This window comes from Streptomyces sp. NPDC004539, assembly GCF_040610055.1.
Taxonomy (GTDB): domain Bacteria; phylum Actinomycetota; class Actinomycetes; order Streptomycetales; family Streptomycetaceae; genus Streptomyces.
In genome coordinates, this window is record NZ_JBEXLS010000023.1 from 108,509 (window position 1) to 123,050 (window position 14,542).

At 70.7% G+C, this 14,542-nt stretch carries 13 protein-coding genes; 10 read left to right on the plus strand and 3 right to left on the minus strand.

What is annotated here, in order from left to right:
* Window positions 1-56: 56 nt before the first annotated feature.
* Complete coding sequence (locus tag ABZX85_RS36715; RefSeq protein ID WP_355878786.1) at window positions 57-1,487, minus strand: short-chain fatty acyl-CoA regulator family protein; 1,431 nt, start codon at window positions 1,485-1,487, stop codon at window positions 57-59.
* Between the two features lie 175 nt (window positions 1,488-1,662).
* On the opposite strand from ABZX85_RS36715, the gene ABZX85_RS36720 reads away from it, so the two are divergent.
* The 4 genes from ABZX85_RS36720 to ABZX85_RS36735 all read left to right on the plus strand — a co-directional run bounded on the left by ABZX85_RS36720 (window position 1,663) and on the right by ABZX85_RS36735 (window position 5,984).
* Window positions 1,663-3,159, plus strand: a complete 1,497-nt coding sequence (locus ABZX85_RS36720; protein ID WP_355878789.1) for an MmgE/PrpD family protein — start codon at window positions 1,663-1,665, stop codon at window positions 3,157-3,159.
* Window positions 3,159-4,064 carry a methylisocitrate lyase gene (gene prpB / locus ABZX85_RS36725; RefSeq protein ID WP_355878792.1) on the plus strand — a complete coding sequence of 302 codons (906 nt, stop codon included), beginning with the start codon at window positions 3,159-3,161 and terminating at the stop codon, window positions 4,062-4,064. The genes ABZX85_RS36720 and prpB overlap by 1 nt, the downstream gene beginning before the upstream one ends.
* A gap of 20 nt (window positions 4,065-4,084) precedes the next feature.
* Window positions 4,085-5,206 carry a bifunctional 2-methylcitrate synthase/citrate synthase gene (locus ABZX85_RS36730; protein ID WP_355878795.1) on the plus strand — a complete coding sequence of 374 codons (1,122 nt, stop codon included), beginning with the start codon at window positions 4,085-4,087 and terminating at the stop codon, window positions 5,204-5,206.
* Window positions 5,207-5,267: 61 nt separating this feature from the next.
* Entirely contained in the window at window positions 5,268-5,984 is a 717-nt protein-coding gene (locus tag ABZX85_RS36735) for a class I SAM-dependent methyltransferase (protein WP_355878798.1), read from the plus strand.
* Here the strand turns inward: ABZX85_RS36735 and ABZX85_RS36740 are convergent.
* Together ABZX85_RS36740 and ABZX85_RS36745 are read right to left on the minus strand one after the other, a co-directional pair.
* The gene (locus tag ABZX85_RS36740) at window positions 5,957-7,120 is read right to left on the minus strand and encodes an extracellular solute-binding protein (protein ID WP_355878801.1); all 1,164 of its coding nucleotides are present in this window, start codon (window positions 7,118-7,120) and stop codon (window positions 5,957-5,959) included. The two genes, ABZX85_RS36735 and ABZX85_RS36740, sit on opposite strands and share 28 nt — an antisense overlap.
* A gap of 146 nt (window positions 7,121-7,266) precedes the next feature.
* Window positions 7,267-8,133, minus strand: a complete 867-nt coding sequence (locus ABZX85_RS36745) for a PaaX family transcriptional regulator C-terminal domain-containing protein (RefSeq protein ID WP_355878974.1) — start codon at window positions 8,131-8,133, stop codon at window positions 7,267-7,269.
* Between the two features lie 366 nt (window positions 8,134-8,499).
* Between ABZX85_RS36745 and ABZX85_RS36750 the strand changes: the two genes are divergently transcribed.
* The 6 genes from ABZX85_RS36750 to ABZX85_RS36775 all read left to right on the plus strand — a co-directional run bounded on the left by ABZX85_RS36750 (window position 8,500) and on the right by ABZX85_RS36775 (window position 14,397).
* On the plus strand, window positions 8,500-9,477 hold the full coding sequence (locus ABZX85_RS36750; protein WP_355878804.1) for an ABC transporter substrate-binding protein: 978 nt from the start codon (window positions 8,500-8,502) through the stop codon (window positions 9,475-9,477).
* The gene (locus ABZX85_RS36755; RefSeq protein ID WP_355878807.1) at window positions 9,474-10,295 is read left to right on the plus strand and encodes an ABC transporter permease; all 822 of its coding nucleotides are present in this window, start codon (window positions 9,474-9,476) and stop codon (window positions 10,293-10,295) included. Before ABZX85_RS36750 ends, ABZX85_RS36755 begins: the two co-directional genes overlap by 4 nt.
* A gap of 5 nt (window positions 10,296-10,300) precedes the next feature.
* Entirely contained in the window at window positions 10,301-11,083 is a 783-nt protein-coding gene (locus ABZX85_RS36760) for an ABC transporter permease (protein ID WP_355878810.1), read from the plus strand.
* A gap of 24 nt (window positions 11,084-11,107) precedes the next feature.
* Entirely contained in the window at window positions 11,108-11,923 is an 816-nt protein-coding gene (locus ABZX85_RS36765) for an ABC transporter ATP-binding protein (RefSeq protein WP_355878813.1), read from the plus strand.
* 247 nt (window positions 11,924-12,170) lie between these two features.
* Window positions 12,171-13,961 carry a DUF5605 domain-containing protein gene (locus tag ABZX85_RS36770; protein WP_355878815.1) on the plus strand — a complete coding sequence of 597 codons (1,791 nt, stop codon included), beginning with the start codon at window positions 12,171-12,173 and terminating at the stop codon, window positions 13,959-13,961.
* A gap of 10 nt (window positions 13,962-13,971) precedes the next feature.
* Window positions 13,972-14,397: a hypothetical protein gene (locus tag ABZX85_RS36775; RefSeq protein WP_355878818.1), complete on the plus strand. Its 426-nt coding sequence runs from the start codon at window positions 13,972-13,974 to the stop codon at window positions 14,395-14,397.
* Window positions 14,398-14,542 lie beyond the last annotated feature (145 nt).

A 14,542-nucleotide genomic window follows, 5' to 3' on the forward strand; every position in this document is an offset into this window, starting at 1 on the left:
AGGCTCTCCCCGGCCAGGACGGTGAGCCGGATGCGGCCTCCGCGCGGCGGTGGTCGTCATGAGGGGCGCGTCTCCACCGGATACGGCACGTACGTACGCCGGTCGGGGTCGATGGTGAGCCGGCCGCCCGCCGGGGGACGGGCGCGCTGGGCGCAGTCGCGGCGTTCGCAGATGCGGCAGCCGAGGCCGATGGGGGTCGCCGCGTGGGGGTCGGCGAGGGCGATGCCCTCCGTGTAGACGAGCCGGTGGGCGTGGCGGAGTTCGCAGCCGAGGGCGACGGCGAATTCCGCGCGGGGGGCGTGGTGGCCGAATCCGCCGCGGGTGATGGTGCGGGCGATCCAGAAGTAGCGTCTGCCGTCGGGCATTTCGGCGACCTGGGTGAGGATGCGGCCGGGCGCGGAGAACGCGTCGTACACCGTCCACAGAGGACAGGTGCCGCCGAGGCGGGAGAAGTGGAAGTCCGTCGCGGACTGGCGTTTGGAGATGTTCCCGGCCCGGTCGACGCGCAGGAAGGAGAAGGGGACGCCGCGCCGGCCGGTGCGCTGGAGGGTGCTGAGGCGGTGGCAGACGGTCTCGAAGCCGACGCCGTAGCGCGCGGACAGCAGCTCGATGTCGTAGCGGACCTCCTCGGCGGCGGTGTGGAAGGCCGTGTACGGCATGAGGAGCGCGCCGGCGAAGTAGTTGGCGAGACCGATGCGGGTCAGGGCCGCCGATTCGGGGGAGGAGGCGGTGCCGGAAAGCGCGTCGAGGAGCGGGCCGTGCTCCAACAGGGCGAGCTGGGTGGCGAGTTGGAAGGCACGCTGGCCGTCCCTGAGCCAGGGCGAGAGGAAGAGGAGTCCGGCGTCGGGGTCGTAGCGGCGCGCGTCGGCCGAGCGGCCCGGTCCGGCCTGGACGACCCGCACTCCGTGGCGGTCGGCGAGGCGCGCGGTGAGCGGGTCGGCGGACCGTCCCGGCCGCAACTCCAGTGCCTCGGCGGTGTGTTCGGCCAGGGTGTCGAGCGGTTCGAAGTGGTTGTGGTGCGTGTAGAAGAAGTCCCGGACCTCGTCGTGCGGTTCGGACGGCGGCAGCGGGACGCCGTCGCCGGGCGAGGCGAGCACGGCGGCCCGCTCGGCCGTGTCGCGGTAACGCCGGTGCAGGGCGACGAGCGCGCGGGCCACCTCGGGATGGTCGCGGGCCGCCTCGGTGATCTCCTCGACGGACGGCGGCGCCACCCCGCACGCCTCGTCCGCGAGCGCGGCCCGCAGATCGGCGGCGAGCCGGTCCTCGTCCGCCTCGGAGAAGAACTCGGCGTCGACGCCGAAGACCTCCGCGATCCGCACCAGTACGGACGCCGTGAGCGGACGCTGGTTCTGTTCGAGCTGGTTCGCGTAGCTCGTCGAGATGCCCAGCGCGCCGGCCATGTCGACCTGGTTCATACCGTGCTCACGCCGCAGACGGCGCAGCTTGGCGTGCGCGTAGACCTTGCGGCCGGACTGCCTGCCCGCCATGACGCACCTTCCGCCGAACGACCCGACCCTTGCGAACCTAGCATCCGCAGAATCCGCAACATTCGCAGATCCACAGGCCCGGCCTGTACGGATTCCGCAGGTTGGAGCGGTGGTCCCGGGCGCACCGGACGGGAAGGCTCGGTCACGTCAGCAGGCCCGCCTCCCGAGGAGCCCCGTGATCGAGCACCGCGTCCGAGTCCACCCCAGCGCCGCCCGCCTCCCGCGCGAGGACCAGCTCGCCTGGAAGCTGGCGTCCGTCGCCACCACCACCGGGGAACCGGACCCGGAGAGCGCCGCGATGGCCGTCAACCGCGTCATCGACAACGCCGCGGTCGCCGTCGCCTCCCTCCTGCGCCGCCCGGTCGCCGTGGCCCGATCCCAGGCGACCGCCCACCCCGCCACCGCCCCCGGAGCCTCGGTCTTCGGCACCCCCACCCGTGTCTCCCCCGAGTGGGCGGCCTGGGCCAACGGCACCGCCGTCCGCGAACTCGACTTCCACGACACCTACTTGGCCGCCGACTACTCCCACCCCGGCGACAACATCCCACCCCTCCTCGCGGTCGCCCAGCACACCGGCCGCACCGGCGCCGACCTGCTGCGCGCCGTCGTCGCCGCGTACGAGGTCCACGTCGCCCTGGTGAAGGGGATCTGCCTGCACGCCCACCGCATCGACCACGTGGCCCACCTCGGCGCGGCGACCGCGTGCGGCCTCGGCGCACTGCTGCGGCTGCCGACGGAGACCGTGTACCAGGCGGTCCAGCAGACCGTGCACACCACGACCGCGACCCGGCAGTCCCGCAAGGGGGAGATCTCCAGCTGGAAGGCGTACGCGCCCGCCTTCGCCGGGAAGGCCGCGATCGAGGCCGTCGACCGGGCGATGCGCGGCGAGACCTCCCCGTCCCCGGTCTACGAGGGCGAGGACGGGTTCCTGGCCTGGATGCTGGACGGTCCGGACGCCGACTACACCGTCCTGCTCCCGGAGCCCGGCGAACCGCGCCGCGCCATCCTTGACACGTACACCAAGGAACACTCCGCCGAGTACCAGGCCCAGGCGGTCATCGACCTGGCGCGGCGGCTGCGTGAGAAGACCGGCCCGCTGGAGAAGGTCCGCTCGGTGGTCCTGCACACCAGCCACCACACCCACCACGTCATCGGCTCCGGCGCCAACGACCCCCAGAAGTACGACCCTTCGGCCAGCCGCGAGACCCTCGACCACTCCGTCCCGTACATCCTCGCCGTCGCCCTGGAGGACGGCGCCTGGCACCACGAGCGCTCCTACGCGCCCGAGCGGGCCGGCCGCCCGGAGACCGTCGGACTGTGGCGGCGCATCACCACCGTCGAGGACCCCGAGTGGACGCGCCGCTACCAACAGGGGCACGCCTTCGGCGGACGCGCGGTCGTCACCCTGGACGACGGCACGGTGATCGAGGACGAACTCGCCGTCGCCGACGCCCACCCGGCAGGCGCCCGCCCCTTCCAACGCCCGGACTACATGGGCAAGTTCCGCACCCTCACCGAGAACCTCGTCACCCCCGCCGACCAGGACACCTTCCTGACCACCGCCGAACACCTCCCCGAACTCGGCGCGGCCGACCTTGACGGCCTCTTCCCGTCCGTCGACACCGAGGCCGTGCACGCGTACGACGCACAGCTCCCGAAGGGCCTGTTCTGATGCTCCACACCCGCACCACCCCCGCCGAACGCCGCCGGGCTCTACGGCAACGCCTCGCACAGCCAAGGCTGTTGACGATGCCCGGTGCCCTCAACCCGCTCTCCGCGCGCCTCGTCCAGGACGCCGGCTTCGAGGCCGCCTACCTCTCCGGCGCCGTCCTCGCCGCCGACCTCGGCCTCCCGGACATCGGCCTGACGACGTCCACCGAGATCGCCGCACGCGCCCAACAGACCACCCGCGTCACGGATTTGCCGATCCTCATCGACGCCGACACCGGCTTCGGCGAGCCGATGAACGCGGCCCGCACGGTCCAGCTGATGGAGGACGCGGGCCTCGCCGGGCTCCACCTGGAGGACCAGGTCAACCCCAAACGCTGCGGCCACCTCGACGGCAAGTCGGTCGTGTCGTGCGAGGAGATGGTCCGCAGAGTGCGCGCGGCGGTGGACGCCCGTCGCGACCCGGACTTCCTGCTGATGGCCCGCACCGACGCCCGCGCGGTCGAGGGCCTCACGGCGGCGATCGACCGCGCGAAGGCGTACGTCGACGCCGGAGCCGACGCCGTCTTCCCCGAAGCCCTCGCCGACGAGGCCGAGTTCGAGGCGTTCCGCAAAGCCGTCGACGTACCCCTGCTCGCCAACATGACCGAGTTCGGCAGGAGCCCCCTCCTCGACGCGCGCACCCTGGAGAACCTCGGCTACGACATCGCCCTCTACCCCGTCACCCTGCTGCGCCTGGCCATGGGCGCGGTGGAGGACGGCCTGCGCACGCTCGCCGCCGACGGCACCCAGGAGGCCCTGCTCCCGCGTATGCAGACCCGCTCCCGGCTGTACCAACTCCTCGGCTACGAGGCGTACTCGGCCTTCGACTCGGCCGTCTTCGACTTCACCCTCCCACCCGGCACCTGATCACTGAAGGCAGGCACTCAATGACCACCGCCCCCGCGATCCACCGCGGCCTCGCCGGTGTCGTCGTCGACACCACCGAGATCTCCACCGTCATCCAGGCCACCAACTCCCTCACCTACCGCGGCTATCCGGTCCAGGACCTGGCCGCACACCGCTCCTTCGAGGAGGTCGCCCACCTGCTCTGGTACGGCGAACTCCCCGACGCCCGGCAGCTGTCGGAGTTCCGGGCCCGTGAACGCGCGCTGCGCCCCCTGGACCGCACCACCTCCGAACTCCTCGCCCGCCTCCCCGAGACCTGCCACCCGATGGACGTCCTGCGGACCGCCGTCAGCCTCTTCGGCGCGCAGGACCCCACGGAAGAGGTCGGTGGTGTCGTCAAGTCCCTGAACCTGCTGGCGAAACTGCCGACCGTGGTCGCCGCCGACCAGCGCCGCCGCCAGGGTCTCGCACCGATCCCGCCGGACCCCGAACTCGGGTACGCGGAGAACGTCTTCCACATGTGCTTCGGCCGCGTCCCCGCCCCGGACGTCGTCCGCTGCTTCGAGATCTCCCTCGTCCTGTACGCCGAACACAGCTTCAACGCCTCGACGTTCACCGCACGCGTCGTCACCTCCACCCTCTCCGACCTCTACAGCGCGGTCACCGCCGCGATCGGCGCGCTCAAGGGGCCGCTGCACGGCGGCGCCAACGAAGCCGTGATGCACATGCTGGAGGAGATCGGCGATCCCGCCCGCGCGCAGGAGTGGCTGGACGAGGCGCTCGCCGCCCGGCGGAAGATCATGGGGTTCGGCCACCGCGTCTACAAGCACGGCGACTCCCGGGTCCCGGTCATGCAGGAGGCCCTCGACCGCCTCGTCGCCCGCGCCGCCGACCCCGAGGTCACCCGCAAGGCCACCCTCCACGCGGCCCTGCGGCACGCGATGGCCTCCCGCAAGGGCATCCACCCCAACCTCGACTACCCGGCGGGCCTCGCCTACCACCTCATGGGTTTCGACACCCCCGTCTTCACCCCCCTCTTCGTCATGAGCCGCATCACCGGCTGGACCGCCCACATCACCGAACAGCTCGCGCACAACGCACTGATCCGCCCCCTGGCCTCCTACGACGGCCCGGACCAGCGACCGGTGCCCGCGGGCACCTGAAACACCCTGGCACCTGAAACCCCCTGGCACACCGGGCGCCGCCGCTGGGAGCATCGGCCGGATGAGCGCCGAAACCGCATATCACGGAGAGATGGGCGAACTGTTCGCGGCCTGGGCCACGGACAGCGTCTACAACGCCCACACCGACCGCCCCGCCATGCTGGAACTCGCCGGAGACGTACGGGGGAGGGACGTACTGGACCTCGGCTGCGGCGCCGGCCACCTCCTCGCGGAACTGCTGGCACGCGGCGCCGCGACCGCGATGGGCGTCGACGGCAGCGCATCACTGCTGAGCGCCGCGTCGGCCCGCCTCGGCGACCGGGCCGTGCTGCGCCGCCACGATCTGGAGGAGCCCCTGTCCTTCCTGGACGACGAGACGTGGGACCTCGTCGTGATGGCGCTCGTCCACCACCACATCGAAGCGCGCGGACAGCTCCTCGCCGAGATCCGCCGCGTCCTGCGCCCCGGCGGCAGACTCCTCGTCTCCACGACCCACCCGACCGCCGACTGGCTGTACTTCGGCGGCTCCTACTTCTCCGCCGAACGCGTCGAACTCCCCTTCACCGAACGGTTCGCCCTCAGCTACCGTCGCACGACCCTGGAGTCCTTCCTGACCGAACTCCTCGACGCCGGGTTCATGCTGGAACGCCTGGTGGAGCCGCGCGCAGTCGAGGCGGCACGCTCCCTCGACCCACGCCGCTACGGTAAGACACACCACCAGCCGAGCTTCCTCGCGGTGAGCCTCGTCCGTCACTTGCCGGGGTGTGTGCCCAGGTAGCCGGGGGTGGGGTTGCCCTTGACCTCGCCGATGTAGACCGTCATCTGCTGCCGGAGGCGTTCGGCGGCCTCACGGTCCCCCATGAACTTCGGGAAGCCGTCCACGTTCGCGTTCTTGTACTCCCAGACCTGCTTCAGCCCGCTGGGCGCAGCGACATCGGTGCGTACCGACCAACCCCCGCTCTGGACCTCCTTGGAGAGCTGCCAGTTGAGGAAGAGCTTGGCGGCGGCGGGGTGCTTGGCCTTCTTGAGGATCGCCTCGCGCTGGCCCCACGCCACGAAGGGGTCGTCGGTGCGCGGCAGCATACCGACGGTCTTGGCCTTCGGATCGGCGCCCGCGTCAGGGGTGACCCAGCCGCCGAGGCCGATGGCCTTCTTGCCCTCGGTCATCTGCTTGCCCGCCGAGTCGGAGCCGCGCAGGAACTCGGTGTTCTTCGCCGTCCCGGCCAGCCAGTTCCATCCGAACTTCTTGACGTACAGGCTGTAGAGGTACAGCGTGGCGTCGTCGTCGTTCGGGTAGGCCGAGGCGATCTTTCCCTTCCACTTCGGGTCCGCGAAATCCTTCACGCTCTTCGGCGGGTTCGCGCCGACGAGGCTCTTGTTGTACGCGGCGCCGAAGGCGAGCACCCCCGTGGCGACCCACGCTCCGTCCTTGTCCTTGAACGCGTCGTAGACCTTGCCGAACCCCGCCGGCTTGTAGTTCATGAGCGCGCCCTGGTCCTTCCAGCGCGGGAAGTCCTGGAGCGTCTGGAGCTGGACGACGTCGGGGACCACGGTGTCGGTGGCGAGCTGGTTGTCGAGACGGGCGTCCTGGTACTTGCTGTAGTCGACGACCATCGTGACCTTGACGCCGGGGAAGCGTTTCTCGAACGCCGTCTTCGTGTCGTCCTGCTGGTTCGCCCAGTCTCCGCCCGCGTAGACGACCAGCTTGCCGCCCTCGGCCTTCGCCGCCGCGTAGAGCTGGTCCAGGGACTTGCCCTCCTCCCCGCCGGCCTTGGCCGCCGGGGCAGCCGCCGCGGAGATCGCCACACCGGCGATGGCGGCGACGGCCGTCGTGGCGACCGCGACCGCGCGGCGCTTCTTCCGTCGATTCGCGTCCGAGCACGATATGGGGGCCGACGGTGAGTTGAGCGACATTCGGGGGCTCCAGTCGGTCGGGGGAGCGGAAACGGGAGGGTGAGGGAGACGGGAGGAGATCCCGGCTGTCCTCACCAGCCGTATTTCAGAGTCCCCTGAACCGGCGCACCTCGCGAATCGGCGGCGTCCGCGAGCGGCTGAGGGCCTCACACCGGTGTGGTGGTGCCCGGAAGAGTTTCCAGCACGGCGGAGGCCATCTCGCGGGCAGGCGCCTCCGTGCCGGAGGCGACGCGGTGGAAGGTCTCCTCCGCGTGGTGGGCGGGCCAGTCGGGGGGCAGGCAGGGAGCGGGGAGTCTGGGGTCGGAGCGGATGATCCCGAGCCATTCGCTGACCAGGCACAGGCGGACGGCGAGGGCGTCGGGCGCGGACCACTCGGCGGCGGACCAGCGCCGTGCGAAGGAGGCGTACCGGGCCGCCAGGGAGTCCAGGTCCCACGTGTCGCTGACCATCAGGCGGATGTCGGTCGCGTCGTCGGCGCGGGCGTGGAAGACCTTCACATGCGCGGTGAGGTTCAACTCCTCGATCAGGGAGGTGAGTCGCATGTGGCCGGGGGCGATCCAGAGGCCGTTGTAGAGGGGGCCGAAGCCCAGCCAGCTCAGGCGTGACCGCAGGTCGTGCCGTCGGCTGTGCCAGGAGTCGGGAAGGGAGAAGCCGAGCAGGGTCCAGGTGCCGTCCCAGTCCTCGTTCACCGCGCTCGTCTCCCAGATGCGGCGCTTGCCGTCGCAGAGGATCTCGGTGGCGAGCGGGGTGAGCCCGAAGTACATGCGCCGCCCGTTCCTGCGCCGGGTGAGGAGAGACCGGTTGACCATGCGGCTCAGCGTGGAACGCACCGCCTGCTCACCCACTCCGGTCCGGGCGAGGACGTCGATGATGCTTCCGGAGTAGACGTACAGGGGCCCCTCGTCCAGGACGTGGTTGCCGAAGAAGGCGAGCAGGAGCGACTGCGGTCGTGTCGAGGGCCCTGCGGAGCGGGTCGGAGAGGCCGGCGGGCCGGACGGCTGCCGTTCGCGCAAGGCTACGGCCGGCCGATCCGGGCGGGCCGTGCCGCGGTGTGCGGCCACGGTCGTACAAACGGTGCGGCGGTGCGGTGCGGCATGGGTCAGGACTCCTCGTCGTCGTGAGGCGGCGCGTGGAGGGCGGAGAAACGGGCGGTGAGTTCCTTCGTCGCGGGGACTGACACGGCGAACCTAGGTGTGTACATTGCGGTCGTCAAGATAGTGCACAACATGGGTCCGACCGCTCCGGTTCCGACACCCGGGCGGTTCTTCCAGATCCAGGGGCGTCGCCGACCGAGCCGCACGGACGCGGTCGGCGCGTCTGTTCCCCTCTCTCCCCGTGCGGCAGCCCGTCTCGTTCCGCTCTTGCTCAAGGAGGAACTCATGCACAGGCGTTTGGTGGGTATCGCCCTGGTCGTCTCGTCCGTCACCGGCCTCGCCGGATGCGGTTCGTCGGACTCCGGCGGCACCGAGGCGTCGTCGTCGGCCGGCGGAAAGACCACGCGGGTGACGGTCGGCATCATCCCCATCGTCGACGTGGCACCCCTGTATCTGGGCCAGAAACAGGGCTTCTTCGCGGACCGCGGCATCGACCTCAAGATGGTCAGCGCGCAGGGCGGCGCCGCGATCATCCCCGGTGTGGTGAGCGGTCAGTTCCAGTTCGGCTTCAGCAACACCACGTCCCTGATGCTCGCCCAGACCAAGGGCGTACCCGTCAAGGCGGTCGCCAACGGCGCGGCCTCCAACGGCAAGGTGGGCGCCGACGTCACCGGGGTGCTGGTGAAGAAGGACAGCCCGCTCAAGTCGGCCAAGGACCTCGCCGGACGCACCGTGGCCGTCAACACCCTCCAGAACATCGGCGACACGACGGTCCGTGAGACGGTGCGCAAGGCCGGGGGAGACCCCTCGAAGGTCAAGTTCGTCGAGATCCCCTTCGATCAGATGCCCGCCGCCCTCAACGACGGCCGGGTCGACGCCGCCTGGATGGGCGAACCCGCCCGCACCATCGCCGAGGCCCAGGGCGCCCGCGTCATCGCCTCTCCCTTCGCGGAGACCGACCCCGCGCTCACCGTCGCCGCGTACTTCACCTCGACGAAGATCGCGCAGCAGAACCCCGACCTCGTCAAGAAGTTCACCGAGGCGATGAACGCGTCCCTGGAGTACGCGTCCGCCCACCCGGACGAGGCACGCCGCATCCTCACCACCTACACCAAGATCGGCGGCGACGTCCTGGACAAGCTGATCCTGCCGGCCTGGCCGACCGCCGTGAACCGCCCCTCCCTGGAGAAGCTGGCCGAACTCGGCGAGCAGGACGGCGTCTTCGGCGACAAGAAGCCGGACATCGGGGCGCTGTTCTCATGACCCTCGCGGACGTCGACAGCCCCGCGCCGGGAACCGCCCGGCGCGGGCCGGTCCCCAGCGCGTCCGCCCTGCGCGGACTCGCCGGGCTGGCCGGACTGGTGCTCGTACTGGAGACGCTGCCCCGCACCTCGCTCGTCTCCCCCGACTACCTCCCACCGGCCTCCACGACCGCCCGGGCCTTCTGGGACATGCTCGGCGAGGGCGCGTTCTGGACCGCCCTCGGTGACACCCTGACCGGCTGGGGCATCGGCCTCGCCATCGCCCTCGTGGCCGGAGCGGTGACCGGCGTGGCCATCGGCTCGGTCCCCCTGCTGCGCGCGGCCACCGCCTCCACCATCGAGTTCCTGCGCCCCATCCCCTCCGTCGCGCTCATCCCCGTGGCGGTCCTGCTGTACGGAACCGACCTGCGGTCGAAACTGCTCCTGGTGGTGTACGCCTCCTTCTGGCAGGTGCTGGTCCAGGTCCTCGCCGGCCTGCACGACGTGGACCCGGTGGCCCAGGACACCGCCCGCACCTATCGGCTCGGCGCCTGGGGACGGGTCAGACACGTCCTGTGGCCCACCGCGCTGCCCTACGTCATGACCGGCGTACGGCTCGCCGCGACCGTGGCGCTCGTCCTCACCATCACCGCCGAACTCGTCATCGGCTCACCCGGCCTCGGCCAGCAGCTGGCCGTCGCCCAGTCGTCCGGCGCGGTGCCCCGGGTATACGCCCTGGTGCTGACGACCGGTCTCGTCGGCGTCGCGGTCAACCTGGCCGCGCGCGCGGTCGAGCGCCGGGTCCTGCACTGGCACCAGTCCCAGCGGACCGAGAGGTAGGCACCATGTCAGCTCGCACCGCCGTACGCCGTGCGCTGCTCGCCGTCACCCTGCCCGCCGTGCTGCTGGCGGTGTGGTGGTTCGCCAGCGCCGGCAGCACCGACTTCTACCTGCCCCCGCTCGCCACGATCCTGGAGAGGTTCACCGAGGTCTGGACGCCCGACCGGCTCAGGTCGGACGTGCTGCCCAGCCTGTTGCGGCTCACGGCCGGATACCTGCTGGCCGCGGTCGTCGGCGTCGCGCTGGGCCTCGCGGTCGGTTCGAGCCGGATACTGCGGGACGTCCTGGAACCGGTCCTGGAGCTCTTCCGCGCCGTTCCGCCGCCCGTGCTCGTTCCCGTGATCATGCTGTTCGCGGGCATCGGCGACACCATGAAGATCATTGTGGTGGCGAGCGGCTGCCTCTGGCCGATCCTGCTCAACACGGCCGAGGGCGTCCGCGCCGTCGACAGTGTGCTCGACGACACCTGCCGCTCCTACGCGATCTCCGGGTGGTCCCGGCTGTGGCACCTGGTGCTGCGCTCGGCGAGCCCGCAGATCCTGACCGGCATGCGGCAGGCCCTCTCCATCGGCATCATCCTGATGGTCATCAGCGAGATGTTCGCCGCCAGCAACGGCCTGGGCTTCACGATCGTGCAGTTCCAGCGCTCGTTCGCCATCCCCGAGATGTGGAGCGGCGTCCTGCTGCTCGGACTCCTCGGCTTCCTGCTGTCCCAGCTCTTCCAGTTCGTGGAGATCCGGGCCCTGGCCTGGTACCACGGCTCACGCCGCGCCCAGCGTGACTCCTGACCGACAGGCTCCCCGGAGGTGCCCATGTCCTTGCTCGACATACGGAATCTACAGAAGACCTACACCGGGCACGGCCGTACGGTCGAGGCGCTGCGCGACGTCACCTTCTCCCTCGACGCGGGCGAACTGGTCTGCCTCGTGGGGCCGTCCGGCTGCGGCAAGACCACCCTGCTCAAGTGCATGTCCGGACTGCTCGACCCCACCGGCGGCGAGGTGCGCCTCCAGGGCCGGCCGATCAGCGGCCCACCACCCGGAATGGCCGTCGTCTTCCAGGAGTACGGCCGCTCCCTGTTCGCCTGGATGACCGTCCACCAGAACGTCGCGCTGCCCCTGCGCCGCAAGAAACTCGGCAAAGCGCGCCAGGCCCAGCTGGTCGAGCACGCGCTGGACGTCGTCGGACTCGCCGACGCCCACACCGCCTACCCCTGGCAGCTCTCCGGCGGCATGCAGCAGCGCGTCGCCATCGCCCGCGCGGTCGCGTACGAACCCGAAGTGCTCCTGATGGACGAGCCGTTCGCCGCCGTCGACGCGCAGACCCGCGCGGACCTGGAGGATCTCGTCCGGCGGCTGTGGCGCGACCTCGGCGTCACCGTCCTGTTCGTGACCCACGACATCGACGAGGCCGTCTACCTCGGCCAGCGGACGATCGTCCTGTCCAAGTCGCCGACCGTCGTCAAGGAGGATCTGCGCATCGACCTTCCCGACGAACGCGACCAACTGCACACCCGCTCCGCCCCGCGCTTCGCCGAACTCCGCGCACGGGTCTACGAACAGATCCAGCGGGCCCGACTCGAACCCCTGGACCAGGCTCCCACCCCGGCCGTCCCCACCGGCCAGTGAACCGCGCGGCATACGGCTCCGGCCCGGCCCGGCCGCGGAGCCGATGCCCTGGCCGAGAGGTGCGGAGACACGGCCCGTGCGCTGAAGACCGGCGCCTGGGCCCGAGAGAGGAGACGGCCGGAGTTCGGTCTTGTCCGTCGGGAGCAGGGTGTGGAATATCGTGCGGTGTCCGGGTGCCAGTGGAGGACAAGGCGGCCGGACGACCAGCCGCCCCACCCCCGCACCCCACGTCCCCAAGGAACCAGGAATGCCCTACGGCCCCGAATCCGTCCTCGGCGACATCCTGCGCGACCAGCAGGCCGAAGCCGTGGTGCGCAAGCACCTGCCCCGCCTCGACGACGAGCTGACGACGGTCCAGTTCCGGTACGCGACGCTGAGCCGGCTCATGTTCTTCATCGAGCGGCTGCGGACCGACCCCGAAGCGCAGGCCGCCCTCTACGCCGAGCTGGCCACCGTCCCCGAGACGGTCGCCGGTCCGGCGACCCCGGCCACCGAGACGGACGTCGTCCCGTCCCCCGACCACGAGCCGGCCGAGGTGCCCGTCGGCAGCGCCCGGTGCCTGTGGCAGGAAACCGCGACACGGTGGCGGACGTTCGAACTGGAGCTGCACGGACCCGAGCACGGCAACCCCTTCACGGACGTCACACTCCGGGCGGAGTTCCGCCACGGAGACCGCACACTGACCGCGCACGGCTTCTACGACGGAGCGGGCGTCTACCGTGTCCGCTTCCTGCCGGACGAGGAAGGGACCTGGACCTTTCGCACCGCCAGCAACGCCCGCTCCCTGGACTCGGTCACCGGCACCCTGCACTGCGGCCCGGCCCGCCCGCACGACCACGGGCCGGTGCGGGTCCACGAACGGTTCCACTTCCGCCACACCGACGGCACCCGCTACTTCCCGGTCGGAACCACCGCCTACGCCTGGACCCACCAGGGCGCCGAACTGGAGGAGCAGACCCTCCGAACCCTCGCCGACGGCCCCTTCAACAAGATCCGGATGTGCGTCTTCCCGAAGTCGTACGTCTTCAACACCGACGAACCGCCCCTCTACCCCTTCGAGGGCTCACCCGAGTCCGGCTGGGACTTCCGCCGGCCGAACCCCGCCTACTTCCGGCACCTGGAGCAGCGGATCGTCCAGCTCGGCGAGCTGGGCGTCCAGGCCGACCTCATCCTCTTCCATCCGTACGACCGCTGGGGCTTCTCCGACATGAGCCCGGCCGCCGACGAGCGCTACGTGCGCTACCTGGTCTCCCGGCTCGCCGCGCTGCCCAACGTCTGGTGGTCGCTGGCCAACGAGTACGACCTGCTGTGGTCCAAGGACACCGGACACTGGCACCGGACCGCGGCCGTGATCCGCGCGCACGACCCGCACGGACACCTGATCAGCGTGCACGACTGCATAGAGATCTGGGACAACGACGCCGAGTGGGTCACACATTGCAGCATCCAGAAGCCCCCGGCGGGGACGGCGGACTGGCGTTCCCGGTGGGGGAAGCCGGTGGTGCTCGACGAACTGGGCTACGAGGGCGACATCGAACCGGGCTGGGGGAACCTCACGGCCGAGGAACTGGTCCGGCGCTGCTGGGAAGGCGTGGTCCGGGGCGGATACGTCACCCACGGAGAGTGCTGGCTGGCCGACGACGACGTGCTGTGGTGGGCGAAGGGCGGTGTGCTCAAGGGTCAGAGCGCGGCGCGCATGGGATTCCTGCGCGGCATCCTCGAAGAACTCCCTGCCGACGCACCCGGCATCGAACCGCTCCCGTCGCCCTTCGACTTCCCGGTCGGCGGGGTCGAGGGGCGCCACCTGCTCGTCTACTTCGGCACCGGCCAACCCCGCCGACGGACCTTCGTGCTCCCACCCGGCGTCCGGTACCGGGCCGACGTCCTCGACACCTGGAACATGACGGTCACCGAACTCCCCGGCACCCACGAAGGGGACTTCACGCTCCCGCTGCCCGGCCGGCCGTACATCGCGGTCCGTCTGCGGGCGGTGGCGGACCGGCGCACAGGAAACACGGGGGAAACGGATCATTCCTAGACTTCTCCCTGTGAACCTGACCGTACTTGACGCGCCCACCGAGTGGAGCCGGTTCGCCGAGGGGTCCATCGAGCGCGGGATGCTGCTCGCCCTCGGCGGTCTGCTCGGCACAGTGCTGCGCCCCAAGCCCCTCAAGCTCCCGGACGGCAGCCGGGCCGAGGTCGAGGGGATCGACACCGAGGGCCGGATTCTCGTACAGCTCGTCAGCAACCAGGGCGCCTACAAACCGGCCTACCGCAACAAGGTCATGGCGGACATGTTCAAGCTGCTGTGGCTGCGCGCCTCGGTGCCGACCGCCCAGCGCGCGGTGCTCCTCGTCACCGAGGTGACGGTCCAGGCGCTCGGCGGCTGGGTGGCGCGCGCCGCCGACGACCTGGGCATCGAGGTGTACGTCTTCGACCGGGACGGCGCGGTCACCCCCTTCCTCCGAACGTAACGCGCGCGCAACCGAGGAGCGCGGCCCGCCGAAACGAGCCGTTCCTACCGTCGACGGCAGTTAGACGGATTTCCGCGTGGCAGTTGCGCACTCGCCACGCACGCTCTCCGACTTCCGGTACCGGGCCCTCGTGCTCGCGACATGG

Coding starts and splice junctions, on each gene's coding strand:
- ABZX85_RS36760 (WP_355878810.1), top strand. CDS start 10,301: ATGTCAGCTCGCACCGCCGTACGCCGTGCGCTGCTCGCCGTCACCCTG.
- ABZX85_RS36740 (WP_355878801.1), bottom strand. CDS start 7,120: ATGTCGCTCAACTCACCGTCGGCCCCCATATCGTGCTCGGACGCGAAT.
- ABZX85_RS36770 (WP_355878815.1), top strand. CDS start 12,171: ATGCCCTACGGCCCCGAATCCGTCCTCGGCGACATCCTGCGCGACCAG.
- ABZX85_RS36730 (WP_355878795.1), top strand. CDS start 4,085: ATGACCACCGCCCCCGCGATCCACCGCGGCCTCGCCGGTGTCGTCGTC.
- ABZX85_RS36755 (WP_355878807.1), top strand. CDS start 9,474: ATGACCCTCGCGGACGTCGACAGCCCCGCGCCGGGAACCGCCCGGCGC.
- ABZX85_RS36735 (WP_355878798.1), top strand. CDS start 5,268: ATGAGCGCCGAAACCGCATATCACGGAGAGATGGGCGAACTGTTCGCG.
- ABZX85_RS36750 (WP_355878804.1), top strand. CDS start 8,500: ATGCACAGGCGTTTGGTGGGTATCGCCCTGGTCGTCTCGTCCGTCACC.
- ABZX85_RS36765 (WP_355878813.1), top strand. CDS start 11,108: ATGTCCTTGCTCGACATACGGAATCTACAGAAGACCTACACCGGGCAC.
- ABZX85_RS36715 (WP_355878786.1), bottom strand. CDS start 1,487: ATGGCGGGCAGGCAGTCCGGCCGCAAGGTCTACGCGCACGCCAAGCTG.
- prpB (WP_355878792.1), top strand. CDS start 3,159: ATGCTCCACACCCGCACCACCCCCGCCGAACGCCGCCGGGCTCTACGG.